At 62.9% G+C, this 18,472-nt stretch carries 23 protein-coding genes; 13 read left to right on the forward strand and 10 right to left on the reverse strand.

What is annotated here, in order from left to right:
• Positions 1 to 73 precede the first annotated feature (73 nt).
• A complete protein-coding gene (locus AC07UB_RS14435; RefSeq protein WP_494655152.1) occupies positions 74 to 355 on the reverse strand; it encodes a hypothetical protein in 282 nt (93 codons plus the stop codon).
• Between the two features lie 461 nt (positions 356 to 816).
• A complete protein-coding gene (locus AC07UB_RS14440; RefSeq protein ID WP_494655150.1) occupies positions 817 to 1,086 on the reverse strand; it encodes a hypothetical protein in 270 nt (89 codons plus the stop codon).
• A 303-nt stretch (positions 1,087 to 1,389) separates the two neighbouring features.
• Between AC07UB_RS14440 and AC07UB_RS14445 the strand changes: the two genes are divergently transcribed.
• The 3 genes from AC07UB_RS14445 (at position 1,390) to AC07UB_RS14455 (ending at position 4,168) form a co-directional block, all read left to right on the forward strand.
• Complete coding sequence (locus AC07UB_RS14445) at positions 1,390 to 1,644, forward strand: PilZ domain-containing protein (protein ID WP_494655148.1); 255 nt, start codon at positions 1,390 to 1,392, stop codon at positions 1,642 to 1,644.
• A 350-nt stretch (positions 1,645 to 1,994) separates the two neighbouring features.
• Positions 1,995 to 3,227 (forward strand): GNAT family N-acetyltransferase, encoded by a 1,233-nt coding sequence (locus tag AC07UB_RS14450; RefSeq protein ID WP_494655146.1) that lies wholly within the window; start codon positions 1,995 to 1,997, stop codon positions 3,225 to 3,227.
• Complete coding sequence (locus AC07UB_RS14455) at positions 3,224 to 4,168, forward strand: cupin-like domain-containing protein (protein WP_494655145.1); 945 nt, start codon at positions 3,224 to 3,226, stop codon at positions 4,166 to 4,168. Before AC07UB_RS14450 ends, AC07UB_RS14455 begins: the two co-directional genes overlap by 4 nt.
• Before the next feature lie 12 nt (positions 4,169 to 4,180).
• Here AC07UB_RS14455 and AC07UB_RS14460 read toward each other — a convergent pair whose 3' ends face one another.
• Positions 4,181 to 4,975: an AraC family transcriptional regulator gene (locus AC07UB_RS14460; RefSeq protein WP_494655144.1), complete on the reverse strand. Its 795-nt coding sequence runs from the start codon at positions 4,973 to 4,975 to the stop codon at positions 4,181 to 4,183.
• Positions 4,976 to 5,076: 101 nt separating this feature from the next.
• On the opposite strand from AC07UB_RS14460, the gene AC07UB_RS14465 reads away from it, so the two are divergent.
• Positions 5,077 to 6,330 (forward strand): MFS transporter, encoded by a 1,254-nt coding sequence (locus tag AC07UB_RS14465; RefSeq protein WP_492790168.1) that lies wholly within the window; start codon positions 5,077 to 5,079, stop codon positions 6,328 to 6,330.
• A 126-nt stretch (positions 6,331 to 6,456) separates the two neighbouring features.
• Here the strand turns inward: AC07UB_RS14465 and AC07UB_RS14470 are convergent, their stop codons facing one another.
• Positions 6,457 to 7,116, reverse strand: a complete 660-nt coding sequence (locus AC07UB_RS14470) for a DsbA family oxidoreductase (protein ID WP_492790169.1) — start codon at positions 7,114 to 7,116, stop codon at positions 6,457 to 6,459.
• A gap of 61 nt (positions 7,117 to 7,177) precedes the next feature.
• Complete coding sequence (locus AC07UB_RS14475; RefSeq protein ID WP_492790170.1) at positions 7,178 to 8,020, reverse strand: helix-turn-helix domain-containing protein; 843 nt, start codon at positions 8,018 to 8,020, stop codon at positions 7,178 to 7,180.
• Positions 8,021 to 8,275: 255 nt separating this feature from the next.
• Between AC07UB_RS14475 and AC07UB_RS14480 the strand changes: the two genes are divergently transcribed.
• The 3 genes from AC07UB_RS14480 to AC07UB_RS14490 all read left to right on the forward strand — a co-directional run bounded on the left by AC07UB_RS14480 (position 8,276) and on the right by AC07UB_RS14490 (position 9,275).
• Entirely contained in the window at positions 8,276 to 8,521 is a 246-nt protein-coding gene (locus AC07UB_RS14480) for a hypothetical protein (protein WP_492790171.1), read from the forward strand.
• A gap of 32 nt (positions 8,522 to 8,553) precedes the next feature.
• A complete protein-coding gene (locus tag AC07UB_RS14485; RefSeq protein WP_494655141.1) occupies positions 8,554 to 8,955 on the forward strand; it encodes a hypothetical protein in 402 nt (133 codons plus the stop codon).
• Between the two features lie 143 nt (positions 8,956 to 9,098).
• Positions 9,099 to 9,275, forward strand: a complete 177-nt coding sequence (locus tag AC07UB_RS14490) for a hypothetical protein (protein ID WP_494655139.1) — start codon at positions 9,099 to 9,101, stop codon at positions 9,273 to 9,275.
• A 55-nt stretch (positions 9,276 to 9,330) separates the two neighbouring features.
• Here the strand turns inward: AC07UB_RS14490 and AC07UB_RS14495 are convergent, their stop codons facing one another.
• Positions 9,331 to 10,038: an SET domain-containing protein gene (locus AC07UB_RS14495; RefSeq protein ID WP_494655137.1), complete on the reverse strand. Its 708-nt coding sequence runs from the start codon at positions 10,036 to 10,038 to the stop codon at positions 9,331 to 9,333.
• Between the two features lie 183 nt (positions 10,039 to 10,221).
• On the opposite strand from AC07UB_RS14495, the gene AC07UB_RS14500 reads away from it, so the two are divergent.
• Positions 10,222 to 10,881, forward strand: a complete 660-nt coding sequence (locus AC07UB_RS14500) for a hypothetical protein (RefSeq protein WP_494655135.1) — start codon at positions 10,222 to 10,224, stop codon at positions 10,879 to 10,881.
• A 32-nt stretch (positions 10,882 to 10,913) separates the two neighbouring features.
• Here the strand turns inward: AC07UB_RS14500 and AC07UB_RS14505 are convergent, their stop codons facing one another.
• Complete coding sequence (locus tag AC07UB_RS14505) at positions 10,914 to 11,651, reverse strand: TetR/AcrR family transcriptional regulator (protein WP_494655133.1); 738 nt, start codon at positions 11,649 to 11,651, stop codon at positions 10,914 to 10,916.
• Positions 11,652 to 11,763: 112 nt separating this feature from the next.
• Here AC07UB_RS14505 and AC07UB_RS14510 point away from each other — a divergent pair, with 112 nt between their 5' ends.
• The 3 genes from AC07UB_RS14510 to AC07UB_RS14520 are packed head-to-tail and all read left to right on the forward strand — an operon-like array spanning position 11,764 to position 13,354.
• Complete coding sequence (locus AC07UB_RS14510; RefSeq protein WP_494655131.1) at positions 11,764 to 12,321, forward strand: hypothetical protein; 558 nt, start codon at positions 11,764 to 11,766, stop codon at positions 12,319 to 12,321.
• Between the two features lie 43 nt (positions 12,322 to 12,364).
• On the forward strand, positions 12,365 to 12,784 hold the full coding sequence (locus AC07UB_RS14515; protein ID WP_494655129.1) for a hypothetical protein: 420 nt from the start codon (positions 12,365 to 12,367) through the stop codon (positions 12,782 to 12,784).
• 9 nt (positions 12,785 to 12,793) lie between these two features.
• Positions 12,794 to 13,354: an inner membrane-spanning protein YciB gene (locus AC07UB_RS14520; RefSeq protein WP_494655127.1), complete on the forward strand. Its 561-nt coding sequence runs from the start codon at positions 12,794 to 12,796 to the stop codon at positions 13,352 to 13,354.
• A gap of 19 nt (positions 13,355 to 13,373) precedes the next feature.
• Here AC07UB_RS14520 and AC07UB_RS14525 read toward each other — a convergent pair whose 3' ends face one another.
• On the reverse strand, positions 13,374 to 13,976 hold the full coding sequence (locus AC07UB_RS14525) for a cysteine hydrolase family protein (RefSeq protein WP_492790179.1): 603 nt from the start codon (positions 13,974 to 13,976) through the stop codon (positions 13,374 to 13,376).
• A gap of 189 nt (positions 13,977 to 14,165) precedes the next feature.
• On the opposite strand from AC07UB_RS14525, the gene AC07UB_RS14530 reads away from it, so the two are divergent.
• Entirely contained in the window at positions 14,166 to 14,462 is a 297-nt protein-coding gene (locus AC07UB_RS14530) for a hypothetical protein (protein ID WP_492790180.1), read from the forward strand.
• 139 nt (positions 14,463 to 14,601) lie between these two features.
• Here AC07UB_RS14530 and AC07UB_RS14535 read toward each other — a convergent pair whose 3' ends face one another.
• On the reverse strand, positions 14,602 to 15,942 hold the full coding sequence (locus tag AC07UB_RS14535; protein WP_494655124.1) for a carotenoid oxygenase family protein: 1,341 nt from the start codon (positions 15,940 to 15,942) through the stop codon (positions 14,602 to 14,604).
• An 84-nt stretch (positions 15,943 to 16,026) separates the two neighbouring features.
• Here AC07UB_RS14535 and AC07UB_RS14540 point away from each other — a divergent pair, with 84 nt between their 5' ends.
• A complete protein-coding gene (locus tag AC07UB_RS14540) occupies positions 16,027 to 16,608 on the forward strand; it encodes a TetR/AcrR family transcriptional regulator (protein WP_492790182.1) in 582 nt (193 codons plus the stop codon).
• A 126-nt stretch (positions 16,609 to 16,734) separates the two neighbouring features.
• On the opposite strand, the gene AC07UB_RS14545 is transcribed toward AC07UB_RS14540, so the two are convergent.
• Positions 16,735 to 18,387 (reverse strand): fumarate hydratase, encoded by a 1,653-nt coding sequence (locus tag AC07UB_RS14545; RefSeq protein WP_492790183.1) that lies wholly within the window; start codon positions 18,385 to 18,387, stop codon positions 16,735 to 16,737.
• Positions 18,388 to 18,472: the final 85 nt, after the last annotated feature.

Here is an 18,472-nt window from a genome sequence, read left to right on the forward strand (position 1 = left end):
GGAAATACTGCATCTGGATCGGAACGCGGCCATGCAGTAATCTCCATCCCGCTGGTCCAAAATATCCATCAGGTCAGGGCGACTGGGGCGAATGACATTCGCACAAAATGGTGTCACTTCCTCGGCCAGTAAGATTGAGGCTTCCGGCCTCCCCAAACATTCCCGATCTTCGATCAAATGATAGCGGGCTGATCTGTATTTCAGCGGATAGGTCGAATGCACTCTGTTTATAATTGCCGAGAAGCATGAAATCGCTGTTGCCGCCGAAAAGTTTGCCGCCAGCGAGGGTCATTAAACCGAGAATAGTCTCGCCACCGGACTTTGAAAAACGCGCTTTGTAAAAGCCACCCACCATTTATGCCTCCCCAGCATTTGTTGTGCTGGCGATATGGTGGCAGAGCCCGGAACCCGCAAGTTCCCGTAGTGGCCTAGTTCCATTTCGCGAGTGGCCTAATTTGGCCAGCACCAAATTGGCGAATACTGGCCTGCTTTAGCCCCTGGTGGCTCAATTTGAATTGAGCAGTAGCCTAATTTGGAAAATGGACTCGATCTTTATCGCGCCCAGGATTTAGAATTTTGCCCGTCTCTTTGGTGCGGTGACCGCAATGCCCATCAACCAGCGAATCTGTCCGAAGTGCGGAAAGCCCGTGAAATTGATGCTGCCACCGGGCGGCATAGGCCCGCGCACATATCAGTGCATCGACTGCGACCGGCCAGACCCAATCAAATCGCCTCAGGTGCAGAACCTTTTAAAGGCACTCCTGCCCGAGGAAAAAAAGCAGTAAGGCCGCCTCAGTTGGCGCGCCCCAACGTCGCTTACTTCGCGGTCGTCTTGGATTTCGGCGCCTTGGCCGCGGGCTCGCTGCGCACCGAGGCCCATGGGTCGGCATTCGGCTTGGCATCGGGGATCTTGGCGCGGGCGGCCCGGGCCGCGTCCTCATTGGCCTTGTTCCGCGCGATTTCGTCTTCCGACAGTTCCTTGGTTTCGTTCAGCCGGAAGCCGGGCGTCATGTTTTGTGCAAACGCCGAAACCGAGACCGGAATCGTCAACAATCCGATCGCCATCGCAACCCGAAACACGCGCATCGAAACTCTCCCCGGATAATCAAAGTCACTTTTGAGGGTGTCATTCTGAATCGCCCGGCCCGCAAGCCGCCAGCCGGTCGAAGTCTACCCCACCCCGAAACGATGGCCAAGACGGGACCAGGACCGGGCAATGCGCCCAAAAACGGGCGCTGCGATGCGACTTCACGCCGGATTGAACGCTCTCGGGTGCGTCAATGTCCTGAATCAATTGTAAACGCGGCCGCCCCCAGCGACGGGCATCGATTTAGCGTCCGGCAACCGGCCACGCCCTAGTCTGCCGATATGAACCACAGGATGGCGGCCATGACGAACATACCATTGGCGGAGCGACGGTCGAAAACACGCCGCCGTGTCTTCAAGGGCGGCGTCATCACCTTCAATGGAGCCGGCGTCGATTGCACCGTGCGCAACATGTCGGACAATGGCGCGGCGCTGGATATCGCGAATGCGGTGGCGATCCCGCAAACATTCCGGCTCGCCATCAAGGCGGACGATTTCATGGCCCGGTGCCGCGTGGTCTGGAGCAGCGGCCGGCGCTACGGCATCGCGTTCGACTGAGCGCGGCTGTCTGTACAAAAACAACCGCAACACGGTTTACAAAACCCATCGTCGTCAATGAAACCGCGTCGCGGAAGCCGATGCTGGAACGGTATCGCGATAAGTCCACGGGCCGCGATCGCCACGCCGCGGTATCGTATCGACAGCCCGATACCGCTGACGAAATCGCGCCTCGTCCACGCGCCGCGGCGTCCTTAACGGCGCGTAAAAATAGCCCCGCGCATTTAGCCCTAATCCAAAATCCGATTTTGAGGTTTGCCGCCTAACGTCCGGGATCACGAACGCACAAAAACAATCGCGCGCAGCTCATCGAGCTCCGCGCTCAAATATTGCGTAACGGGGACTGGGACGTGGTCGAAATCGCCGATGCAGCACAGGCCGCCGCGCGCCGCGAGGTGAGCTTTGCCACGGAGCGGCCCGAGGGGATTCGCGCCGTTTCCGGAAACGCGCTCGCGCCGCTCGACAGCATCGCTGCCGAACGCTGGCGAAGGCTTGCCGACAATGCCATCGAGCCCAACGGATATTATCTGCCGGAGTGGGAGCTGGCGGTAAACGCCTTTGCACAGGGACGCATGAACGTCAGTGCCCTCGCCGCCGCCGCCGACACCGTGACAAAGAATGAAACGCCCGCGCTGATCGGTTTGATGCCGGCGATCTCGGCGTGGCGCGCCTACGGCCTTCCGCTGCCGGCGCTGGTCAGCGCCGATCCCTACGGAACACTGGCGACACCGCTGCTCGACCGCGATCGCGCCGACGAGGCCGCAGGCAAGCTGCTGCAGCAGGCGCGCGACGCCGGCGCCCATGCGCTGATCCTGCGCGACATCGCGCTCGACGGCGCGGCGATGCTCGCGTTCACCCGCGCGCTCGCGGGAAATGGACTGAAGCCGCGCATCCTGCAAAGCCATGCGCGCGCCAGCCTCGATGCGACACGCAACGCCGACGATCTTCTGCGCGACGCGCTCGGCCCGAAAAAACTGAAAGAACTGCGCCGCCAGCGCAACCGCCTCGCCGAACATGGCGAAGTGATTTTCACGATCGCCACCACGCCGAGCGAGATTGCGCGCGATCTTGCGATTTTCCTCGCGCTCGAAGCCTCGGGCTGGAAAGCCAAACGCGGCACGGCGCTGGCCCAGAACGAAGGCGACGCCGCGTTCGTCCGCCGCGCGGTGTTAGACGCCGCCGCTCACGGTAACTGCGAGATCGTGACGCTGCATGCGGGCGAAACGCCCGTGGCCTCCGCCATCGTGCTGCGGCATCTCGACCGCGCGTTCTACTTCAAGCTCGGCGTCGACGAGAGTTTCGCGAAATGCTCTCCGGGCGTGCAGCTCACGCTGGAGCTGACCCGCCACATGTGCGCCGACGACAGGATTGCGATGGTCGATTCCACAGCGATCCCCGGCCACCCCATGATCGATCCGATCTGGCGCGGACGCCTTGCCATCGGCGACGTGCTGATCCCGCTCAACCGCCACGATCCCTTTGTGTCGGCCATCCGGCTCGGCCTCGCCTTGCGCAAGCTCATCCGCGAGCCGGCGCGCCGTCTGGTTCACATCGTCCGAAAACTCCGGGAGACACGCTCATGAACGCCGCATCCGGCATTGCGCCCGTCATCACCGCCGACAATGAAGCCCTGAAGCGGGATTTCCCGCTGAAGCCGTTCGCGATCCGCCACAAGCTTGCGGGGCATCCGCTGCTGTCGCTGTCGCGCATCGCTCAGCTTGCGGCGGACATGCCGCGCGACCTGATCGAATACAATTCCGGCGACGCCTCCGTCAGCCAGGACCCGGACAAGGTCAAGGCCGTCGATCTCGATCCGGTCGAGGTCGTCAACCGCATCCAGACCGCGGGCGCATGGATGGTGCTCAAGCGCGTCGAAAAATCGCCGGACTACCGCGCGCTGCTCGAAGACGCGCTGACCTCGGTGGCGCGCGCGCGGGGCTTCAACAGCGTCAAGGACGCGGGCTTCGAGCAGATCGAGGGCTTCCTGTTCGTGTCGTCGCCGAATTCCACCACGCCGTTCCACATGGACGCCGAGGACAACTTCTTCGTGCAGATCCATGGCGAAAAGATTTTCGCGGTCTATGACAACCGCGACGGCCAGATCGCCAACGACGAGCAGGTGGAATATTCGACCGTGAAACACCGCAACGTGCCGTTCAACGAGAGTTTCCGGCCCCGCGGCATCGAATTCAATCTCGACGCCGGCGACGGCTGCTACATTCCCTATCAGTGGCCGCACTGGGTGAAAACCGCAGGCTCGCACTCGATCTCGCTCGCGATCACCTGGAAGACCAAAGAAGTGCGCCGCCTGAACGACCTGCATCGCTTCAATTCGATGCTGCGCGGCATGGGCCTGCCGCAGGCGGCTCCGGGCGCCAGGCCCGCGCTCGACGCCGCCAAGCTCGTGGTCTACCGCACGGCTGCCGCGATCATCGAACCGCTGCGCGCCTCCGAGACCATGCGCCGCGTGATCCGCCGCATCGCGCTCGGCAAGAACGCGAACTACTATCTGAAGAAGGCGTGAGGACTTAACCCCTCACACCACTCCCTCCACCCGCAGCGATGACGGCGCCTGCCCCATCGCCTTGCGGAATGCCGCGGAGAACGCGCTCGAGCTGCGATAGCCGTTGCGCTCTGCCACGCGCGAGATCGGCTCGCCCGCGACAATGGCCTCCAGCGCGTTGTGAAACCGCACTCGCTGCCGCCACGCCGCGAAGCTCATCGCCAGTTCCGCCTCGAACAGCCGCGCCAGCGTCCGCGCCGATGCACCTGCGGTATCGACCCAGCCGTCGAGCGTGCGACGGCTGGCGGGATCGGCCAGCAGCGCGTGACAGACGCGCAGCAGGCGCGGATCGCGCGGCATCGGGATGACAAGCGAGAGCCGCCGCGCCTTCGCGATCTCGCTCAGGATCAGCAGCGCCACCGCGCCGCCGCGTCCCTGTTCGTCGTAGATCACCGGCTCCTCGATCAGCGCCAGCACCAGTTCGCGCAACAGCGGCGACACTTCCAGCACAGTCGGCGCATCCGGCAGATCGTCGCTCGCCCTGCGCGCGACATAGAGCGTGCGCATCTCCACGCGGCCGCGCATGCTGATCGAATGTTCGATGTGCGCGGGAAGATAGACCGCGCGATCCGGCGGCACGATCCAGGCTTCGGACTGCGTGCGAATCCGCATCACACCGGAGACGGCATAGACGAGTTGGTCGCGCGGATGGTGATGCGGCGCAATTTCATGCCCGTCCGCGAAGCTCTTCGACATGGCCGCCAGCGGACGCGGCACGGATTGATAGTCGCGGGCGTCGGTGCTGCGAATGCGTGGACGAGGCGGCATGACCCGAAAAACCCTGATGGCACGTTCTCGATGAAAATTGGCATGACAGCGCCAGCGCGCCAAGGCTATTTTTAGCTCAGAATCGCTTTTTCGGGGCTCCCATGACGCGCGACCGCATCCACTTCCTGTTTCTGAACATCGGCCATTTTCTGGATCACCTGCTGACGCTGATCTTCGCAACCGTGGCGGCGCTGGCGCTCTCGCGCGAATGGGGACTGGGCTACGCCGAATTGCTGAAATACGCGACGCCGGGCTTCTTCGCGTTCGGCCTGTTCTCGCTGCCCGCCGGCTGGCTCGCCGACAAATGGAGCCGCGAAGGCATGATCGCGGTGTTCTTCGTCGGCATCGGCGCGTCGTCGATCGCGACGGCTTTCGCCCAGACGCCGCTTCAGGTCGGCATCGGTCTTTTCGTCGTCGGCATCTTCGCCGCGATCTATCACCCGGTCGGTCTGGCCATCGTCACGCAGCGCTGGAAGAACACCGGGATGCGTCTCGCCGTGAACGGCATCTGGGGCAATCTCGGCGTGGCGAGCGCGGCGCTCATCACCGGCTACTTCATCGACCACGGCGGCTGGCGCGCGGCATTCGTGGTGCCCGGCATCTTCTCCATCATCGTCGGCGTGCTCTACACTATCCATCAGTGGGGCGAGGTTTCGACCGCGCACCAGAAGGTGGCGGCACCGGCCGTCGCCGCACCGGCGCAGACCGCCGACATGAAGGCGCTCATCCTGCGCGTGACGGCGATCGTGTTTCTCACCACCGCTGTATCCAGCCTCGTCTTCCAGTCGACCACATTCGCGCTGCCGAAGATTTTCGACGAGCGCCTGCAAGGCATCGCCACCGAGATGACGCAATGGTTGAGCGCGAGCGGCGTGGCGGCAGCAAAGGGCGACATCGCCACCATGCTCGGCGCGCTCACCTTCGTGGTCTTCGCGGTCGCCTCGCTGGCGCAACTCGTGGTCGGCAGCCTGCTCGACAAGCTCGGCCCGCGCATCGTCTTCATGATCGTCGCTGCGATCCAGGTCGTGTTCTTTGCGGCGATGCCGGGATTGCACGACGCCTGGGCGCTGGCGGCAGCACTCGGCTTCATGCTCGGCGCGTTCGGGCAAATTCCGATCAATGATTTCATGATCGGCAAGATGGCGAGCGGCGAAGCCCGCGCGCGGATCTACGGCGTGCGTTATGTCGTCAGCTTCACGGTGTTCGCGCTGGCGCTGCCGATGATTTCGTTCGTCTACGGCAACTACGGCTTTGACACGCTGTTTCGCCTGATGGCGAGTTCAGCGGCAATCATCTTCGTGGCGGTGGCGTGCCTGCCGGCGAAATTGCCGGCGCCGGCTGCTGCGACGGCTTAGTTTCACTCCCTGTCATTCCGGGGCGCGAGCGCAGCGAGAGAGCCCGGAATCTACAATCTTCAGAAGGCAGCATGGATTCCGGGCCTGCGCCCAAGAGGGCGCATCCCGGAATGACGGGTTGAGGAATCACGCCCCCTGATTGATCTCCTCCGACACCTGCCGGATGGCGCGGGCCAGCTGATCCGCCGGCTGCGCGCCGGAGACCGCATACTTCTGCGCGAACACGTAGGTCGGCACACCGGAAATTCCCTTCTCGGACGCTTCCTGCGCCTGACTTGAAATCCGTTCGACGTCTTCGTCGGTGGCGAGACGCTTGCGCACGCTGTCCGCATCCATGCCGACATCGGCGGCGGCCTGCACCAGCACGTCGGTGCTGGTGAGATCGCCGCCATCGCGGAAATAAAGCTCCATCAGCCGCTGCTTCATCTGCGCGGCCTTGCCCTGCGCATGGGCCCAGTAGATCAGACGGTGGCTGTCGATGGTGTTGGGCTGGCGCTTCACACGATCCGAATTGTACTCGAGGCCTTCTTCCGCCGCCGCCGCGACCACGCGGCCCGCGATGCCCTTGTAGGCTTCGGGCGAGCCGAATTTCTTCGTGAGATATTCGTCACGCGAGATACCCTCGCGCGGCACCCACGGATTGAGGAAAAACGGCCGCCAGTTGACGTGAACCGGCACGTCGCTTGCCAGCGCCAGGGCATCCTCGATGCGCTTCTTGCCGATATAGCACCATGGACACACGACGTCGGACACGATGTCGATTTGCAGCGGCTTCACGGTGCTCATGGGACGTTCCTTGCCTGAATGTGCCCGGAAGATAAGCCGAATGAGGCGCAAGGCAAGCCGGTCAGCCCAGCGATTTCGCCAGTTCGCGCACGAAGACCGTGGTCTTGTCATCCGCCGGAAAGAAGGTTTCCAGCGCCAGTTCCGACAATGTGACGTCCACCGGCGTGCCGAAAATCATGGTGGTCGAAATGAAGCTCAGCACGTTCTCGCCGAAGCGCATCTGGAACGGCACCGCGACATTCTCGGCCATGTTGGTGCGCGGCGTCGTGCGCGCCGGGATCGGATAGGTCTTGAGTTCATCGTAGAGCGCGACCAGTACCGGATCGGCGGTGGTCTCGATCTGGCGATGCAGCCGCTCCAGAAGATGCGCGCACCATTCGGCGAGATTGACCGTGCTCGGCGCAAGACCTTCCGGATGAAAACTGAGCCGCATCACGTTCAGCGGCGGCGCGAGCAGTGACGGCGCGACGCCGTCGAGCAGCGGCGTCACCATCCTGTTTGCGGAAATCAGATTCCAGTGCCGGTCGACCGCAAGCGCCGGATACGGCTCATGCGCTTTCAGGACCGTCTCGACTGCTTGCCGCGCTGCGGCCAGTGCGGGATCGTCGAGCGAGCGATCGGGAAATGCCGGCGCGAAGCCCGCAGCGACCAGCAACACGTTGCGCTCGCGCAGCGGCACGTCGAGGCGCTCGGCAAGCCGCAGCACCATGTCGCGCGACGGCGCGGCGCGGCCGGTTTCGACGAAACTCAAATGCCGCGCCGAAATCTCGGCATGGCCCGCGAGATCGAGCTGGCTGAGATGGCGGCGCTGCCGCCACTCGCGCAGGTGATCGCCGAAAGCGTTGGACCTTGCCTTGACTGACGGTTTGACGGCGCGGCGCGCCGAAGACGGTGGGTTCATCATGGCGAAAAATCTAGTGTCCCGAATCCGACGTTCGCCTCACTTGCAGCGCCCTTTTAGCGAACGTCGGATTCGAAAGGACACTAGGAAAATGTAGCGTGGCTTTGGTTCGCCAGTCCGCAAACAGACCGCGCTGCGAAAACGATGCGGACTAGCGAACCGCCACGCTACCATGCAGGTTTCTCGCATTCCATTACCTGCAAGGTAATCGATTTGGGGTCCGCGCCGGATCATCTTCCGCATCACAGGAGATGACCGATGACCACGCTTGACCGACCTGCCCGTCCCAAGACCGCCGCAACCAGCGCTTCCACCGCAACGCTCAACTGGGCGCTCAGGCTCACGACCCGGATGGCGGCGCGCTCGCTCAACATGCCCGAGCCGCTGCTGCACGACGCAGGGTTGTTCGTGTTCGCGCATGTCGCTGCCGCCGAACAACGCGCGGTGACCTTCTGCCCGTTCACGCTGCTGCGCCAGTTTCTCGCCCGCCGCCGCAAATTCTGATCGACCACCCACCTCGCACAAAGGAGACTGCCATGATCAATCCCTCCCTGTTTCTTCGCCGCGCCCTTCAGGCCGATGCGATCTTCAGCGGCGCATCCGCGCTGCTGCTGGTGACCGCCGCGGGCTTCTTCGCGTCGCTGCTGAACCTGCCGGAAACCTTCCTGCGCAACACCGGCCTCATTCTAGTGGCCTACGCCGCGCTAGTCGGATTCCTCGGCACGCGGAACATGATGTCGAAGGCGGCAGTCTGGGCCGTGATCGCGGTCAATGTGATCTGGGCCATCGACAGCTTCATCCTGCTGGTGAGCGGCTGGGTGTCGCCCAACCTCTTGGGACAGGCCTTCATCGTGATGCAGGCGGTGGCCGTCGGCGTGTTCGCCGAATTGCAGTTCATCGGACTGCGCAGAAGCGCGGACGCCATCGCCGCGCACTGACGTGACAACTAAAAGACAATGCCGGGCGAGACATATTGTCCGCCCGGCATTCATCCACAGTCGCTCACAGTCCTGCCCCTTGCAACATGGCGCGCGCACGGGCTTGAATCCGGCAACTTTCGCGGATTCACAAGGAACCCATCATGAACCTCAGCGCGCCGTCATTCCCGATTTTTCTGGTGTCGATCATTCTGGCGATCTTCGCCGCCCTCACGGTGTATGCGCGGGTCAAGATTCCATTCATCAGCGGCCACGGCTTCGCGACGCTGGGGATCAGCTATCTGCTGCTGCTCGCAGGAAACATGTTCAAGGGACTTTGAACGGCAAACGCCGCGGCATTTCCAGCCGCGGCGTTTTCTTCAAATCATAGAGAGATCAGGTCGACGAAGCCCGGTTCGCAAGATTCGGGCGTTTCGGCTGCGCGAGCCGCGACACCGGTTTTGATCCTAACGGCTTGGTCCGCGCCGCCTTGGTCTTGGTCGGCTTGCCGGTGCCGCGCGCGTGTGCATTGGCCTTGACGCCGCTCAGGGCATTGCGCTTCGGCGCAACCTTCGATTTTGCGGCCTTCGCTGCCTTCTTGCCGTTGTCATTCAGCGCCTGTTTGGCGGCCTTCTTCTCGGCCTTGAGCTTCAGCCGCTTCTTTTCCTCCCGAGCTTCTGCGCGCTTCTTCGCACGCTTCTTCTCGCAGTGATCGCACTTGCAGCCGATGGGCTTGAGGAAAATCTTGAAGTAGTCGGTGCCGTAATCGTAGTTGATTTCCTCGCCCGGCTGGATGGTCTTGATGGCGCGGATCACAACCTTGCGCTTGCGCGAGCTGACGTCGGATTCGGCGTTCGGGCGGCAGGCGTGGTTGATATAGCGGGCGATGTTCTTGCGCACCGAACCGTCGATGGTCCAGCGATTGTTGATTTCAAACAGATACTTGTTGTCGATGTCGTCGTGCTTCTTGTTCTTCGAATCGAGCATCGGCCCGAAATAGCGGATGATCTTGGTGCCCTTCTTGATCTTCTGGGTGGCGAAGAGACCGAGCCCGGTCTTGGACCGGCCGATGCGATAGGGCTTGCTGGACGATATGGCGGGCATGGCTCACTGACGAACTGAACGAGGATGACTGGGACCTGTTGGCCGTGGTTCTAAAGCGATTCCGTTTATCATGACATGCTTTTCGCGGCCAGCACATGAACGATCCACACGCCTGACACGACCAATGCGGATATCTCCGACAACCGCCTTTATAACGGCGCCTTGCAAAATGGGTTCCAGTTGATGCCCGGCAAATCCCTCAGTGTCAAAATAGCCTCCGCGCTGCTGGCTGGTGCCTGCGCGGGCCTTGCGAGAACGGCATCGGGGCAAACGGCTCAAAATATCAGCAGCTACACCTCAACTGCGGAAAAGGATTGCCGGCTGATCCGCGCCGGCAGCGCCGATGACGGCGGCGGCACGCGAATCTGCCGTGGACCTGCAGGGCTTGTGGTTGTGGTCAGCGAAGGCGATCTGCGCGAGACGGTAACGGTGGGTCGCAACCGCAAGGCGGCGGACAACGAACCCGCGGCGCAAGAGCGTTTCGGCCCCTTCAATTCGACGACGCCGACCATCGAATGGCGCCATCCGGGCAAGGACAAGCCGCCGTTCGCCATGATCCAGCGCTGGCATGTCGCGGACATCGCGGATGAGGGCAAGGACGGCCGGCCCATCGCCAAGCAACTTCTCGTGGTGACGCGATTGTCGGCGGGCGCGAACGGAATACGCGCGAATTCTGGAAACGCCGTTTGCCGTGTGGCCTATGTCGACGTGAAAGCCAATCCCAACGCCAACGATCTCGCCCGCGAAGCCGCCGATACGCTGGCGCGCGATTTCAGATGCGGGACCGACAAGGTGAAGATCGTGGGCGCGAGCGGCCGGGCCGTCGAACTGGCGCGGCCGTAGAGAACCGTCAGGTGAAAACGATCACCCGCCGCTCAATGCGCCTTGAGCATGGCGGCCAGCAGCATCTCTTCAGTGACGCCGGGAGCGGCATCCAGGATGTGCCTCAGCCGGCCGTCCAGATGCAGCATGGCAAAGCCGTGCACCAGCGACCAGATCCGCGCGATCTCGGCCGCCTGCGGCAACGTCAGATGATCCGGCTCGATCTCTTCGTGACGGCGAGCGGCGACAATCCCCGCGAGCTTGGCAAACGCGGTCTTCGCCGCCTCGTGCAACACCGGCCTGTCGTGATCGAGCCGCTCGGCGCGGAACATCAACTGGAACATGCAGGGGTTGTCGCGCGCGAAGCCGACATAGGCATTGGCCCTGCCCTGCGCCGCAGCTTCGCTCGAGCCCGCAAGACATGCGGCCTCGCCCAGCGCCGCCGAGAATTGCTTGAAACCGATGGCCGCCAGTTCGCTGAGCAAGCCGGTGACATCGCCGAAATGATGTGCGGGCGCGGCGTGGGACACGCCGGCCTCTCGCGCCACGGCCCGGAGCGTCAGTCCGTTCAGTCCCTCGCGCTCGGCCACGCGCTTGGCGGCCAGCAGCAGCGCCTCGTGCAAATCGCCGTGATGATAAGGCTGGTCGCGGTCAGATTGATGTGTGGCCTTGACGTCGGCAGCCGCTTTTTTGGTCACGGACACGGCCTTGGCCCCCGGCACAACGGGCTTTTTCAACCCCGCAGCGGCCTTGGGGCGGTTAGACGGCTTGCTCGCGCTCCGTGGTCCCATGAACGCAATCTAGGTATGCATTTTGACGCTGTCAAGATTTTGCTTGACGACACCCCGTGGGACGGCCTAAACGCATCTTTACAACGTCAAGATATTTCCGCAGGAGGCCGGCATGGCCCTGTTTCTGATCCTGGCTCCATTCGCGACCTTTGCCACGCTGATGCTGCTGACCTCGGTCACGATCAGCCTCGCGGCGGCTGCCGCTGTGGGGTTCGGGCTGATCGGCTGGGACCTCTTCAAGGGCCGCTCGCTGAAGATGCTCACCGCCGGCGCGCTGGTCCTGTTCCTCTCGCTGTGCGGATACCATCTGCTGGCCAGGGACGAACTCAGCCCGACCACCGTGCGCCTCATCATCGACACGGGCGTGCTCGCGATCGCGCTGGTGTCGATCGCCATCCGCAAGCCCTTCACGCTGCAATATGCGCGCGAGGCCGTCGACGCCGAAACCAGCAAGCTGCCCCGCTTCATCAAGACCAACTACGTCCTGACCTGGGTGTGGAGCGCGGCTTTCGTTCTCATGCTGGTGGCGGACATCGTATCGATCTATCTCCCAAGCATGCCGCTGTGGGTCTGCGCCGCGATCGCTTTCGCCGCCCGCAATGCCGCCACTTACTTCACCCAATGGTACCCGAAGCACGTTCGCGCCGCGATCGCGACAACCGCCGCCTGATCGCCACGACATGTCCAACGTCATGATCTTCAAGGAGCCGCGAATGGCCCGCCTGCCCCTGTCCCCGTTAAACCATGCGCTTCAAAGCGCCATGGTGATTCCCAAGACCCTGTTCGGCTTTCTTTCCACCGCGGTGTTTTTCGCGGGCTTCTTCCTGATCGGCGACGTGCTGATAGCAGCCATCGCGGCGATTGCCGCCGCGGTCGCGCAGTTCGTTCTCACGCAATCGTATCAATCACGATCAGGCATTCCGGTATGGGCGAGCCTCGCTGTGGTTCTCGCCCTCACCGGCTTCAGCATGACAGGCGACGATACATTTGCGCCGCTGAATGCGACGCAGGTGAACGCGGCGCAACCCAACTGCCACTGTAGCCCGAAGGACGCCACCACCCCGGCGCAAGTGACGCCCGTTCCGCTTTACGAAAACTTGAAGGGTCTTGCTCCGCCCCCCGGACGCGTGTGAGATTGACGGATGGCTTCGGTCCTCCGCCAACTGTTTTTTGATTTCTTCTCCACCATCGTTTTCCTGGTGGTCTATGGCGTGACGGGCGACATCCTGATCGCGACCGGCGTCGCCATCGCGGGCGCGGCCGGGCAGTTCATCCATGCCCGGATCAAAAAGCAGACGCTGGACATCATGACATGGGCGAGCTTTGCGCTCGTCATCGTGCTGGGTGGCGCCACGCTGCTGACAAAGGATCCCCGCTTCGTTCTCGTCAAACCGGCCATCGGTCACTTCGCCATCGGCGCGATCATGCTCCGGCGCGGCTGGATGCTGCGCTATTCGCCGCCGATCATTCGCGACAACGTTCCTGAGCTTGCAATCAGGGCGGGCTATGTCTGGGCCGCGCTGATGTTCGCGCTTGGACTTGGCGTGATCGCCGTCGCCATGACGGGCGACGTGAAATTGTGGGCGATCTACGTCTCGGTGATCGCCATGGGAGCCAAGATCGTGGCGTTCGGAATCAACTATGTCGTCATGCGTGTCGCCGTCACACGCAAGCTGCGCGCCGCAGCGGCGGCGTCCGCCTGAAGCCGGCGCGCAATCACGCTCATTGTCGCCACTGCGCGATAATCTCCTTCGTGTCGGCGATCTCGATCTGGACATCGAAGCGCCGCCGATAAAGATCGGTCAGCGCATCGTGGCTCTCGTCGGATGAACTGCAAACGGCGTCGGCGGCCAGAATCACGCGATAGCCGAGATCGACCGCGGCGAGAACGGACGACAGCACACAGACGTCGGTTTCCGATCCGCTCACGATCAGCGTGTTGCAATACCGCGCGCGCAGCGTGGCGTGCAGTCGCCCGTTGGCGAACGCCGAATAGACCATCTTGTCGAAGACCGCTGCCGGCGGGACGAACCGCTCCAGTTCCGGCATTAGATGCAGCAGGCGCGGATCGAGCTGTGTCCGCGTTACCTCCGGCCACTTCTCATAGTAGCGCGCCCATGTGCCCGGCATGTCGGCTGCACGATGCGGCGTGATAAAACGTGTGAAGACGGTTCTCTCCGGCGCATGATCCGCCAGCGCAATGGTGTTAGGAAGCACCCGCTCCATCCACGGCGTCGGCCACGGCCCCTCGGTGGAAAACATCCGCTGCATGTCGATGCAGAGATGCGTTGCTTGCGAGGGCACGTCCCGCTTCAGTTCTCCCATTGCCCCCTCCTCGGGAAACGCCGGGAGAAACGGCCATCGCGGGCGGGAGTTCCGGCACGGCTGTGATCACGCGACAAATTGCGGCGACAAATGTCGCTTTCCCATCAGAAAAATGCGCTATATCGGCGGGAGCTGCGTTCCGCTCCAAGACCAATTCAGGCTTTGCGGCACGCGTAGAGGGGGTAACACATGGCCGTCGACGGAAACTGGAAGATCACCTTGAGCACGCCGCTGGGCGACCGCGATGCAACGCTGACGCTGAAGGCCGATGGCGGAACGCTGACCGGCAAGCAGGCCGCCGAGGGCAACGAAGCCGACATCGTCGACGGTACGGTGAGCGGAAACGACGTCGCATGGAAGGCGGCGATCACCGACCCGATGCCGCTGACGCTGGCCTTCACCGGCAAGGTGGACGGTGATTCCATCTCCGGCGATGTCAGCATCGGCCCGATGGGCAGCTTCCCGTTCAAGGGAGCAAGGGCGTAGACGCGCCTGCTCCGCGGTAAGATCAAGGCCGCTTACCGATCAACACATTCAAGCGTCATCACCGGGCTTGTCCCGGTGATGACGCTTGAGAACGTTGAGGCGTCGCGCGCCTCACATCAGCAATGTAGCGCGAACGAAATCACACCCCCGGCATCCAGTTGCCGTGGAAGCCTTGTGGCACACGCGCCGGCAGACCGATCCGCGCGATCGGCTTCGCCTCGATCCGTTGCGCATCGAGGATCATCAGGTCGCTGGCGGCGCGCGTGCGATCGTACACGAATCCGATCAGCCAGCCGTCGTCTTCGCCGCTGCTGCTGCCTTCCGGCGCGATATGCACGAACTCGCTCGGCAGGCCGGTGTTGAAATCGTGCACCGTGCTGTTGCCGGACTTGAGATCGTACTTGCGCAGGCTGGTGTATCGTTCCGACGCGAGATCCGTGCCGGTATCGACTGAATAGACGATGTTGTGATGCGCGCCGCTCAGGCCTTCATTGACGCGCGGAAATTCAATGGAGCGGTCATCGAGCTGCTGCTCCTGCGCCCTTGTCGCGCCGGGCGGGATCCGCCAGCGCTTCAGCATCGCCTTGTCGAACGTCGTCGCCGACGGCCCGCCGCGCCACAGCTCGTTGTACCAGGCCACATCGATGACGATGGCGCCGTCCGCCTCCTCGAAGGCGTTGGCGACATGGAAGACGTAACAGGGCTCGATCTCCACCCAGCGCAACGACTCGATGCCCGCGCCGCGCTTCAGGATGCCGAGCCGTGCGCCATAGCTATCGCTCCACGCGAACGGCATGGTGCCGCGCTGTGCGGCCTGCATGTCGAACACCACCGGCAGATCCATGAAGATGATGTGATCCGACGTCATCGCGAAGTCGTGCATCATGGTCGGCGCGCGTGTCGGGATCGGGATGCTGCGCATCAGCGCGCCGCTGGCATCCACCGCGTGATAGGTCAGGAACGGCGGCACGAAGCCATAACCGAAAAAGTGCAGCTCGCCGGTCGTGGGACAAATCTTCGGATGCGCGGTGAACGACGTATCGAGCTTGCCGCCGTAATCATGGAAGCCGACCGTGTCGAGATCGCGGGTCATCATCATCGGCAGCGCGTTCTCGACCAGCGCCATGATCTTTCCGGCGTGCGCGATGACATTGGTGTTCGCGGTCGAGGCGCGAATATCGGGAACACCCGGCCGCCGCGGCGCGCCGTTGAAGCGCGGGGTGCGGATCCAGCGGTTGCGATACCATTCCGCCTTGCCGTCACGCAGCGAGACACCGTGCAGCATTCCGTCGCCCATGAACCAGTGGCCCGAATGGCCCTCGCGCGGATTCGCACCGTTGCGCGCGTAAAGCCCGTTCAGTTCGGGCGGGATCGTCCCCTCCACCGGCAAGTCGAACGCGGTGACCTCTTCAAAGACCGGCGCGAGATTGCCCTTTTCCCAGAACGGCTTCGGCTCGGTTTTGGCCTCAAGCTGGCTCATCGCAATATCCTCCCTGGCGTTTATGACTTGAAGTGAACAGTGCATACTTTACGCGCTGGCCGCGCCAATGTAAACACTGGTCACATGAAGCCGGTCAAAAAAGAGACCTATCACCACGGCGACCTGCGCAGCGCGCTGGTGGCGCTGGCGCTGGAGCGCGTCCGCCGCGGCGGCCCGGAGAGTTTCAGCCTGCGTGAGGCCGCGCGGGATGCCGGCGTGACGTCGGGCGCGGCCTACAAGCATTTCGCGGACAAGGATGAACTGCTCGCCGCCGTCGCCGCCGAGGCGCTGACGCTGCTGGCGAAGCGAACGCGGAAGGCGACGTCGGATCTGAAAGGCAAGGAGCGGCTACACGCAGCAGCGATGGCCTATATCGACTTCGCCTCCGCCGAGCCGCGGCTGTTTCGCCTGGCGTTCAGCCGCTTCGGCTCGGACAGCCGCGCGGAAACCGACGGCATCCCGGGCTCGTTCGACCAGTTGCGCATCGCGGTGGCGGGCGTGCAGACCGATCCGGGCAAGCCGGTCGATCCGGATACGCTGTCGCTCGCGTGGGCGGTCGCGCACGGCATCGCCTCGCTCATCAGCGACGGCATGTGGAAGAAGAACGATCCGCGCGTCGCAGCCGCGCTGCGGCTGTCGTTCAAGGGCATCGCGCCGGGGAAGTAAATGCTCCCTCTCCCCGTTCTTACGGGGAGAGGGTTGGGGTGAGGGGCGAATCCCGGTGATGACAGAGCCCCTCACCCGCCGCGCTGCGCGCGTCGACCTCTCCCCGCAAGCGGGGCGAGGTAAGAGCTACCCCAAATTCAATTCCTTGAAGAAGTCGTTGCCCTTGTCATCCATGATGATAAAGGCCGGGAAATTCTCGACCTCGATGCGCCAGATCGCTTCCATGCCCAACTCTGGATATTCCACGAGTTCGACCTTCTTGATGCAGTGTTCGGCAAGGTTCGCCGCAGAGCCGCCGATCGAGCCCAGATAGAACCCGCCGTACTTCTTGCACGCGTCGCGCACCTGCGCCGAGCGGTTGCCCTTCGCCAGCATCACCATCGAGCCGCCCGCTGCCTGAAACTGATCAACAAAACTATCCATGCGCCCCGCCGTGGTCGGGCCGAACGCGCCGGACGCATAACCTTCCGGCGTCTTGGCCGGACCGGCGTAATACACCGGATGGTTCTTGAAATAATCCGGAAGCGGCTCGCCCTTCTCCAGACGTTCCCGCAGCTTGGAATGCGCAGAGTCGCGCGCCACGATCATGGTGCCGGTGAGCGACAGCCGCGTCTTGGTCGGATACTTCGTGAGCGTGCCAAGAATATCCTTCATCGGCTGGTTGAGATCGATCTGCACCACCTCGCCGCCGAGCTTCTCTTCCACTGCCGGCAGATACTGGGCGGGGTTGTGCTCCAGCTCTTCCAGATAGACACCGTCCTTCGTGATCTTGCCGAGCACCTGACGGTCCGCAGCACACGACACGCCCAATCCGATCGGCAATGACGCGCCGTGACGCGGCAGGCGGATCACGCGCACGTCGTGGCAGAAGTACTTGCCGCCGAACTGCGCGCCGACGCCGAGCGACTGCGTCATCTTGAGAACTTCCTGCTCCATCTCCAGATCGCGGAAGGCATTGCCGTCCGGCGAGCCGTGGGTCGGGAGTTCATCGAGATAGCGCGCCGAGGCGAGCTTCACCGTCTTCATGCAGAGTTCAGCCGAGGTGCCGCCGATCACGATGGCGAGGTGATACGGCGGGCACGCGGCGGTGCCGAGCGTCAGCACCTTTTCCTTCAGGAATGCATGAAGGCGATCCTTGGTCAGCAGCGACGGCGTGCCCTGAAACAGGAAGCTCTTGTTGGCGGAGCCGCCGCCCTTCGCCATGAACATGAACTTGTAGCTGTCATCGCCCTCGGCATAGATCTCGCACTGCGCCGGCATGTTGTTGGCGGTGTTCTTCTCCTCGAACATCGACAAGGGTGCGACCTGCGAATAGCGCAGGTTCCGGCGTAAGTAAGCGTCGCGCGCGCCCTCGCTCAGCGCGGCCTCGTCGTCGCCCTCGGTGATGACGCGAAAACCCTTCTTGCCCATGATGATCGCGGTGCCGGTGTCCTGGCACATCGGCAGGATGCCGCCGGCGGCGATGTTGGCGTTCTTCAAAAAGTCGAACGCGACGAACTTGTCGTTGTCGCTGGCCTCGGTGTCATCGAGAATCTTGCGCAACTGCGCCAGATGCCCCGGCCGCAGGTAGTGGTTGATGTCGCCGAAGGCGGCTTCCGACAGCGCGCGCAGCGCCTCGCGCGTCACCACCAGCATCTCCTTGCCCATCACCGTCTCGACGCGGACGCCGTCGCTGGTAATCTTGCGGTACGGTGTCTTGTCCGCGCCCAGCGGAAACAGCGGGGTGTGCTTGTAGGGCGGGACGGCTTTCGGCGCAGGCACTGGGATCGGAGCGTTCATGGAGGTCTCACGGTTCGAAAAAGCGCCGGTTTTTCAAGGGGACAGGCGCTGGAGGGCTGACGTTTGAACCGTTCTAATCGCTTTT

It is taken from the genome of Afipia sp. GW821-FHT04G03, assembly GCF_059419985.1.

Bases quoted from the DNA above. Each gene is read 5' to 3' on its own strand.
- AC07UB_RS14435 (WP_494655152.1), bottom strand. From the start codon at position 355: ATGGTGGGTGGCTTTTACAAAGCGCGTTTTTCAAAGTCCGGTGGCGAG.
- AC07UB_RS14440 (WP_494655150.1), bottom strand. From the start codon at position 1,086: ATGCGCGTGTTTCGGGTTGCGATGGCGATCGGATTGTTGACGATTCCG.
- AC07UB_RS14445 (WP_494655148.1), top strand. From the start codon at position 1,390: ATGACGAACATACCATTGGCGGAGCGACGGTCGAAAACACGCCGCCGT.
- AC07UB_RS14455 (WP_494655145.1), top strand. From the start codon at position 3,224: ATGAACGCCGCATCCGGCATTGCGCCCGTCATCACCGCCGACAATGAA.
- AC07UB_RS14460 (WP_494655144.1), bottom strand. From the start codon at position 4,975: ATGCCGCCTCGTCCACGCATTCGCAGCACCGACGCCCGCGACTATCAA.
- AC07UB_RS14465 (WP_492790168.1), top strand. From the start codon at position 5,077: ATGACGCGCGACCGCATCCACTTCCTGTTTCTGAACATCGGCCATTTT.
- AC07UB_RS14470 (WP_492790169.1), bottom strand. From the start codon at position 7,116: ATGAGCACCGTGAAGCCGCTGCAAATCGACATCGTGTCCGACGTCGTG.
- AC07UB_RS14475 (WP_492790170.1), bottom strand. From the start codon at position 8,020: ATGATGAACCCACCGTCTTCGGCGCGCCGCGCCGTCAAACCGTCAGTC.
- AC07UB_RS14480 (WP_492790171.1), top strand. From the start codon at position 8,276: ATGACCACGCTTGACCGACCTGCCCGTCCCAAGACCGCCGCAACCAGC.
- AC07UB_RS14485 (WP_494655141.1), top strand. From the start codon at position 8,554: ATGATCAATCCCTCCCTGTTTCTTCGCCGCGCCCTTCAGGCCGATGCG.
- AC07UB_RS14490 (WP_494655139.1), top strand. From the start codon at position 9,099: ATGAACCTCAGCGCGCCGTCATTCCCGATTTTTCTGGTGTCGATCATT.
- AC07UB_RS14495 (WP_494655137.1), bottom strand. From the start codon at position 10,038: ATGCCCGCCATATCGTCCAGCAAGCCCTATCGCATCGGCCGGTCCAAG.
- AC07UB_RS14500 (WP_494655135.1), top strand. From the start codon at position 10,222: ATGCCCGGCAAATCCCTCAGTGTCAAAATAGCCTCCGCGCTGCTGGCT.
- AC07UB_RS14505 (WP_494655133.1), bottom strand. From the start codon at position 11,651: ATGGGACCACGGAGCGCGAGCAAGCCGTCTAACCGCCCCAAGGCCGCT.
- AC07UB_RS14510 (WP_494655131.1), top strand. From the start codon at position 11,764: ATGGCCCTGTTTCTGATCCTGGCTCCATTCGCGACCTTTGCCACGCTG.
- AC07UB_RS14515 (WP_494655129.1), top strand. From the start codon at position 12,365: ATGGCCCGCCTGCCCCTGTCCCCGTTAAACCATGCGCTTCAAAGCGCC.
- AC07UB_RS14520 (WP_494655127.1), top strand. From the start codon at position 12,794: ATGGCTTCGGTCCTCCGCCAACTGTTTTTTGATTTCTTCTCCACCATC.
- AC07UB_RS14525 (WP_492790179.1), bottom strand. From the start codon at position 13,976: ATGGGAGAACTGAAGCGGGACGTGCCCTCGCAAGCAACGCATCTCTGC.
- AC07UB_RS14530 (WP_492790180.1), top strand. From the start codon at position 14,166: ATGGCCGTCGACGGAAACTGGAAGATCACCTTGAGCACGCCGCTGGGC.
- AC07UB_RS14535 (WP_494655124.1), bottom strand. From the start codon at position 15,942: ATGAGCCAGCTTGAGGCCAAAACCGAGCCGAAGCCGTTCTGGGAAAAG.
- AC07UB_RS14540 (WP_492790182.1), top strand. From the start codon at position 16,027: ATGAAGCCGGTCAAAAAAGAGACCTATCACCACGGCGACCTGCGCAGC.
- AC07UB_RS14545 (WP_492790183.1), bottom strand. From the start codon at position 18,387: ATGAACGCTCCGATCCCAGTGCCTGCGCCGAAAGCCGTCCCGCCCTAC.